General features: G+C 67.7%; 1 protein-coding gene. It reads left to right on the top strand.

Annotated features, from left to right (window positions below):
* The first annotated feature begins 21 nt into the window (after positions 1–21).
* Complete coding sequence (locus AB0L71_RS32500) at positions 22–7,743, top strand: amino acid adenylation domain-containing protein (RefSeq protein WP_365250296.1); 7,722 nt, start codon at positions 22–24, stop codon at positions 7,741–7,743.
* Positions 7,744–7,981 lie beyond the last annotated feature (238 nt).

Raw genomic sequence — 7,981 nt, 5'->3', positions numbered from 1 at the left:
GACTCGGCGTGGTCGCCGCTGGTGCAGGTTTCCTTCAGTGTTGAGCAGTTCGACCGCCGCCGATGGCAGTGGCAGGACGGCACCACGGCCGAAATCGGATCGGCACACACCGGGACGTCGAAATTCGACCTGACCATGCTGCTCTTCGACGCCGACGCGGACGGCATGTGGGGCGAGGTCGAGTTCGCCACGGATTTGTACGACGCGTCGACGGTGCGGCGGTTCGTGGACCGGTGGCTCGCCGTCCTGGCCGAGGTGACCGCGGATCCGCAGGCCCGGCTGTCGCAGCTGACCGGAATGCCCGCCGCCGAGCTGGAACTCGTGCGGACCTGGTCGACCGGTTCCGAAGGCGACCTGCCGTGGAGGTCGGTGGATGAGGGGGTGGTTGCTCGGGCGCTGGAGTGCCCGGAGGCTGTCGCGGTGCGTGACCGTGGCTCGTCGTTGACGTATGGGGAGTTGTTGGCGCGGGCGGACGGGCTGGCCGCAGTGTTGCGGGATGCCGGCGTGGCACGTGGTGCGGTGGTGGGGCTGTGCGCGGAGCGTTCGGCGGACCTGGTGGTGGGAATGCTGGGGGTCCTGCGAGCGGGTGCCGTGTATCTGGCTCTCGATCCTGCCTATCCGCGTGAACGGTTGGCGTTCATGCTGGAGGACTCGGCTGCCCGGGTGGTGGTGGGGCATGAGGAGCTTTTCGACCGGTTGCCGCTTGATGGGCATGTCACTGTCGATGTCCGCAGGACCGAGCCGGTGCGGGTGCTGTCGGAGACGGTGGGGAGCGGGGTCGGGGGTGTTTCGCCTGTCAGTCCTGCGTGTCTGCTGTACACATCGGGTTCCACGGGCCGGCCCAAGGGTGCCTTGGTTCCGCATGCGGCGGTGATGCGGTTGGTGTGCGACGCCGATTATGTGTCGTTGTCCGCGTCGTCGGTGGTGGCGCAGCTGAATTCGGCGTCCTTCGACCCGTTGGTGTTCGAGGTGTGGGGTGCGCTGCTGAATGGTGGGCGCATGGTGATCGTCCCGCCGGATGTGGTGACGGCTCCGGAGGCCCTTCGCGCGCTGGTGCGTTCGGAAGAGGTGACGACCCTCTTCATGGTGACCGCTCTCTTCCAGGCCACGGTGTCTCTCGTGCCCGATGCGTTCGCCTCGGTGGATCAGATGTATGTCGGTGGGGAAGCCCTCCATCCCGAGGTGGTCAGGCGTGCGATGGCGTGGGGGGAGACTCGCTTCCACAACGTCTACGGGCCGACCGAGGTAACCACTTACTCGACCTGTCAGCCGTTGCGGGCGGAGTCGATGACCGCATCGTGTATCGGTTCTCCGATCAGGAACACGCAGGCCTGGGTCGTGGACCGCTTCGGAGGCCTGGCACCGGTGGGGGTACCGGGTGAGCTGTTCCTCGGCGGCCCCGGTGTTGCTCTCGGATACCTGAGACGACCGGCGCTGACCGCGGAGAAGTTCGTGCCCGACGCTTTCTCCGGTACCGCCGGGGGACGTCTCTACCGCACAGGGGACCTGGCACGGTGGCTGCCGGATGGCACCCTGGAGTTTCTGGGACGGGCGGATGACCAGGTCAAGGTGCGTGGTTTCCGTATCGAACCGGGTGAGATCGAGACCGTGCTCCTCACCCATCCCCGTGTCGACGCGGCGGTCGTGACGGCCAGGCGTGGAACCGACCATGCGCTGCGGTTGGCCTGTTATGCCCAGGGCGAGAACCTGGGTCCGGCAGATGCCACGGAACTACGGGCCTACCTTGCCGAGCGGCTGCCCGAGTACATGGTCCCCGCGCACGTGACGATCCTCGACACCTTGCCCCACCTGCCCAACGGAAAGATCGACAGGAAGAAACTGCCCGAGCCTGACATGCGTACCGGCGCCGGCGAGTACGTCGCGCCGTCCGGCGAAACCGAGCGCGTACTCGTCGAGGCGTGGGCCGAGGTGCTGGGTGTGGACCGGGTGGGGGTGCGGGACAACTTCTTCGATCTTGGCGGTGACTCGATCCGGAGCGTACAGGTGTTGGCTGCCGTGCGCCGCCGCGGGCTGACGTTCGAGTTGTCGGACCTGTTCCAGCACACCACGGTCGAGAGACTCGCGGTGCTCTGTCTTCCGTACGAGGCGCCGGCGCAGGAGTTGGAGCCGTTCTCGATGGTGACGGCCGAGGACCGGGCGAGGATTCCGGAAGGAGTGGTCGACGCCTACCCGATGACCGCGCTCCAGACCGGAATGGTCTACGAAATGGAAGCGGACGTCGATGTCGCTCCCTATCTCAACGCACAGAGCTACCGGGTGCGGGCCCGTTTCGACGAGGTGTTGTTCCGGCGTGCGGTGGGTGATGTGGTGGCCCGTCATGAGGTGTTGCGTACCTCGTTCGGGATGCGGGGGTTCGATGAACTGCTGCAGTTGGTGCATGCCACCGCGGAGGTCCCGGTGGTGGTGGAGGACGTGCGGGAGCGTTCCGAGGACGAGCGTGAGGAGCGGATCGCGGCCTGTGTGCGCCGGGAACGCGGAATCCCCTTCGATCTCTCTGCTCCGGGGCTGTTGCGGTTCTTCGTCCATGTTCTGGAGGACGGGGAGTTCCAGTGGACGCTGGTGGAGCACCACGCGATTCTGGACGGCTGGAGCCTGAATTCGACGCTCGGTGAGATCATCGGCCGCTACGCGGTGCTGCTGCGGGATCCGGAGGCGCCTCGGGATCCTGCTCCGGTGTCGCGGTTCCGGGAGTATGTCGCGTTGGAACGGGCCGGTGCCGCCGACAGCGAGTCGCGGGCGTTCTGGGAGCAGGTGGTGGGGGGGTGGGAACGGCCGTCGCTTCCCCGGCTGCCGCTGGCGGAGCGCGGCGGTGTTCGGCTCCCGGTGGACGGCACCGATGTGGTGGAACACGTCGCGTCCGAGCAGGCCTCACCGGAAGGGGAGGTGGGGTACGGCTCGTTCGAGACACGGCTGGATGCCGGGCTGTGCGAGGAATTGGAGGCTCTGGCCCGGCGGTTGGGTCTGCCGCTGAAGAGTGTGCTGCTCGGGGTGCACCTGGTCGTGCTGTCCAAGCTGACCGGACACCCTCGCCCGGTGACCGGGGCCTCAGCGAACGGCCGGCTGGGTGACGACGGCGGCACCGATGTGCGGGGGCTGTTCCTGAACTCGGTCCCGTTCTCGGTCCTCGTGGAGGGCACGCTGGAAGACATCGTGCGGTCGGTCTTCGCACGGGAGGCGGAGATCCTGCCGCACTGGCGGTTCCCGCATGTGGAGATCCAGGCCCTCGCAGGTGGCGACCCGCTCTTCGAGACCCATTTCGTCTACAACCACTTCCACGTCCTGGGTGACGCACTGGAGAACGCGGACGATGTCGAGATCGTCGACATGCCGGACGGCTCCCGCATGCAGACACGGGAGGAACCCACGAACTTCCCCCTCACCTCCGGGTTCGTGCGTGATCCGCGGTCCGGGGAGATGGTGCTCATGCTCAGCTATCACCGGCGGGATTTCGCGGGGGATCAGGTGCGTGTGTACCGGGACTACTACCTGCGGGTGTTGTCGGCCCTGGCGGCGAATCCGCAGTGCCGGGTGGAGGAGGTGGATGTCCGGTCCGAGGCGGAACGGCGGGCCCTGGCCTCCTGGAACGACACCCATGCAGACCTGCCGTGGAGGTCGGTGGATGAGGGGGTGGTTGCTCGGGCGCTGGAGTGTCCGGAGGCTGTTGCGGTGCGTGACCGCGGTTCGTCGTTGACGTATGGGGAGTTGTTGGCGCGGGCGGACGGGGTGGCCGCTGTGTTGCGGGATGCCGGTGTGGGGTGTGGTGCGGTGGTGGGGCTGTGCGCGGAGCGTTCGGCGGACCTGGTGGTGGGGATGCTGGGTGTGCTGCGGGCGGGTGCCGCCTATGTGGCTCTTGATCCCGCCTATCCGCGTGAACGGTTGGCGTTCATGCTGGAGGACTCCGGCGCCCGGGTGGTCGTGGGGCATGAGGAACTCTTCGACCGCTTGCCGCTCGACGGCCACGTCACCATCGACGTCCGCATGACCCCACCGGCGTCCGGCCTGGCTCCGGAAGCCGCCAACCGCGGACAGGACGTCGCGTGTCTTGTGTACACATCGGGTTCGACAGGGATGCCGAAGGGCGCGTTGCTGACGCATGCCGCGGCAGTGCGGTTGGTGTGTGGGTCGGACCTGGCGGAGTTGTCGGCGTCGTCGGTGGTGGCGCAGCTGAACGCGGCGTCTTTCGACCCGCTGGTGCTCGAGGTGTGGGGCGCACTGCTGAACGGCGGGCGCCTGGTGATCGTCCCGCCCGAGACGGTGACCTCTCCTGAGGAGTTGCGTGCCCTGGTGCGCGAGGAGCGGGTGACAGCGATGGCGATCGTGTCGTCGCTGTTCAACGCGACGATTCCGGTGGTGCCTGATGTCTTTGCCACCCTGGATCAGGTGTTCGTGGGCGGCGAGGCGATCAATCCCGCCATGGTGGAGCGGGCGCTGGAGGCCGGGGGCGCGCGTTTCACCAACATTTACGGCCCCACCGAAGTGACGACGGTTTCCACGTGCGAGCCGTTGGTGGCGGGATCGGTGTCGGCGGGGCGTATCGGTCGGCCGATCAGAAACACGCAGGCCTGGGTAGTGGACCGGTCCGGTCACCCGGTGCCGGTGGGAGTACCGGGCGAGCTGTGGCTGGGCGGATCCGGCGTGGCACGGGGATACACGCGGCGCCCGGCGCTGACGGCGGAGAAGTTCGTGCCCGACGCATTCTCCGGGACCGTCGGCGGGCGTCTGTACCGGACGGGCGACCTTGTGCGGTGGCTGCCGGACGGGTCCCTGGAGTTCCTCGGACGTATCGACCACCAGGTCAAGGTGCGGGGTTTCCGGGTGGAGCCGGGCGAGGTGGAGGAGGTGCTGCTGTCGCATCCGGGGGTGGAGTCCGCGGTGGTGGTGGCGTCACGGGGTCCGAACGGCGTGCTGCGCCTGGCAGGTTACGCGCAGGGCGAGGGCCTGGGCGCGCCGGACGGAGCGGAACTGCGGGTCTTTCTCGCCGAGCGGCTGCCGGAGTACATGGTGCCGCTGCACGTGATGGTCCTCGACGCCCTGCCACAGCTGCCCAACGGGAAGATCGATCTCCAAGGCCTGCCCGAGCCCGACCTCAGTGCCGACATGGATGCCTATGTCCCGCCCGCCGACGAGACCGAGGAGGTCATCGCCCGGATCTGGTCCGAAGTCCTCGGAGTGGAGCGTGTCTCCGCCACGGACGACTTCTTCGACCTCGGCGGACACTCCCTGCACGCCATCCGGGTCACCGCCCGGATCAATACCCGGCTCGGCACGGACATCGACATGAACGACCTGTTTGAGACCGACTCCCTGCGGGCGCTGGCCGACCGCTGCAGGACACTGCCGGTAGCGACGAGCGACGAGTCGCGGGCGTTCTGGGAGCAGGTGGTGGGGGAGTGGGAACGGCCGTTGCTTCCCCGGCTACCGCTGTCTGAGCGCGACGGTGTTCGGCTCCCGGTGGACGGCACCGATGTGGTGGAACACGTCGCGTCGGAGCAGGCCTCGCCGGAAGGGGAGGTGGGGTACGGCTCGTTCGAGACGCGGTTGGACGTCGGGCTGTGCGAGGAATTGGAGGCTCTGGCCCGGCGGTTGGGTCTGCCGCTGAAGAGCGTGCTGCTCGGGGCACACCTGATCGTGCTGTCCAAACTGACCGGACACCCTCGCCCCGGCACCGGAATGCTGACCGACGAGCGGGGGCCCGACCTCAATTCCGTGCCGTTCTCGGTTCCGGTGGAAGGCACGCTGGAAGACATCGTGCGGTCGGTCTTCGCCCGGGAGGCGGAGGTCCTGCCGCACCGGCGGTTCCCCCACACCGACATCCAGGAACTGGCAGGCGGGACGCTGTACGAAACGCAGTTCCTCCACGACCAGCCCTACGGGCCCGGTGAGACCCCGGAGGTGGTGAAGTCCCCGTTCGTCTGCGGGTTCGTGAGTGATCCGCGGTCCGGGGAGATGGTGCTCATGCTCGCCTATCACCGGCGCGAGTTCGCCGGGGATCAGGTGCGTGTGTACCGGGATTACTACCTGCGGGTGTTGTCGGCCCTGGCGAGGAGTCCGCAGTGCCGGGTGGACGAGGTGGATGTCCGGTCCGAGGCGGAACGGCGGGCCCTGGCCTCCTGGAACGACACCCACGCGGACCTGCCGTGGAGGTCGGTGGATGAGGGGGTGGTTGCTCGGGCGCTGGAGTGTCCGGAGGCTGTCGCGGTGCGTGACCGCGGTTCGTCGTTGACGTATGGCGAACTGCTGGCGCGGGCGGACGGGGTGGCCGCTGCGCTGCGGGATGCCGGCGTCGGACGTGGCGCGGTGGTGGGACTGTGCGCGGAGCGCTCGGCGGACCTGGTCGTGGGAATGCTGGGTGTGCTGCGGGTCGGCGCCGCCTATGTGGCTCTCGATCCTGCCTATCCGCGTGAACGGTTGGCGTTCATGCTGGAGGATTCCGGCGCCCGGGTGGTCGTGGGGCAGGAAGAACTCTTCGACCGGCTCCCGCTTGATGGGCATGTCACTGTCGACGTTCGCAGGACCGAGCCGGTGCGGGTGCTGTCGGAGACGGTGGGGAGCGGGGTCGGGGGTGTTTCGCCTGTCGGTCCTGCGTGTCTGCTCTATACGTCGGGTTCCACGGGCCGGCCGAAGGGTGCTTTGGTTCCGCATGCGGCGGTGATGCGGTTGGTGTGCGACGCCGATTATGTGTCGTTGTCCGCGTCGTCGGTGGTGGCGCAGCTGAATTCGGCGTCCTTCGATCCGTTGGTGTTCGAGGTGTGGGGTGCGCTGCTGAATGGTGGGCGCATGGTGATCGTCCCGCCGGATGTGGTGACGGCTCCGGAGGCCCTTCGCGCGCTGGTGCGTTCGGAAGGGGTGACGACCCTCTTCATGGTGACCGCTCTCTTCCAGGCCACGGTGTCTCTCGTGCCCGATGCGTTCGCCTCGGTGGATCAGGTCTATGTCGGTGGTGAGGCCATCATTCCCGAGGTGGTCAGGCGTGCGATGGAGTGGGGGGACACCCGTTTCCACAACGTCTACGGGCCGACCGAGGTGACCACTTACTCGACCTGTGAGCCACTGCGGGCGGAGTCCATGACCGCGGCACGTATTGGCCCGCCGATCAGGAACACGCAGGCCTGGGTCGTGGACCGCTTCGGAGGCCTGGCACCGGTGGGGGTGCCGGGTGAGCTGTTCCTCGGCGGCCCCGGTGTTGCTCTCGGCTACCTGAGACGACCGGCGTTGACCGCGGAGAAGTTCGTGCCCGACGCTCTCTCCGGAACCGCCGGGGCACGTCTGTACCACACAGGGGACCTGGCACGGTGGCTGCCGGATGGCACTCTGGAGTTCCTGGGCCGGGCGGATGACCAGGTCAAGGTGCGTGGTTTCCGTATCGAACCGGGTGAGATCGAGGCCGTGCTCCTCACCCATCCCCGTGTCGACGCGGCGGCCGTGACGGCCAGGCGTGGAACCGACAACGTGCTGCGACTGGCCGGCTATGCCCAGGGCGAGACTCTGGGCCCGGCAGACACCACGGAACTACGGGCCTATCTCGCCGAACGACTGCCCGAGTACATGGTCCCGGCGCACGTGACGATCCTCGACACCCTGCCCCACCTGCCCAACGGGAAGATCGACAGGAAGAGTCTGCCTCAGCCCGAGCCCTCGGGCCAGGCGGTGCCGGTACGTGCCGTCCGCCGGCGAAACAGAGGAGACCGCCGGCCTGGCCTGGAACAGGCCCGCGGCATCTGAGATCCGGCCGGGGCGACAACCCCGGCCGGTTCCTCCCCGAACTGACATCTCACTGAGCAGACATCGCACCGAGGAGTACCCCATGGCCGCCCATGTCGACAATGCGCAGTCGCCCGTTCCGGCGGCATCACCACACCCGGTCCCCGGTTCGGGTGGTGGGGTGGTGTCGTTCGGTCAGGAGCGGTTGTGGTTTTTGGATGAGTTGTCGGGTGGGGGTGCGTTGTACAACGTGCCGTTT

Source organism: Streptomyces sp. NPDC052052 (assembly GCF_040680455.1).
Lineage (GTDB): Bacteria > Actinomycetota > Actinomycetes > Streptomycetales > Streptomycetaceae > Streptomyces.
This window is presented reverse-complemented; position numbering and strand designations above follow the sequence as displayed.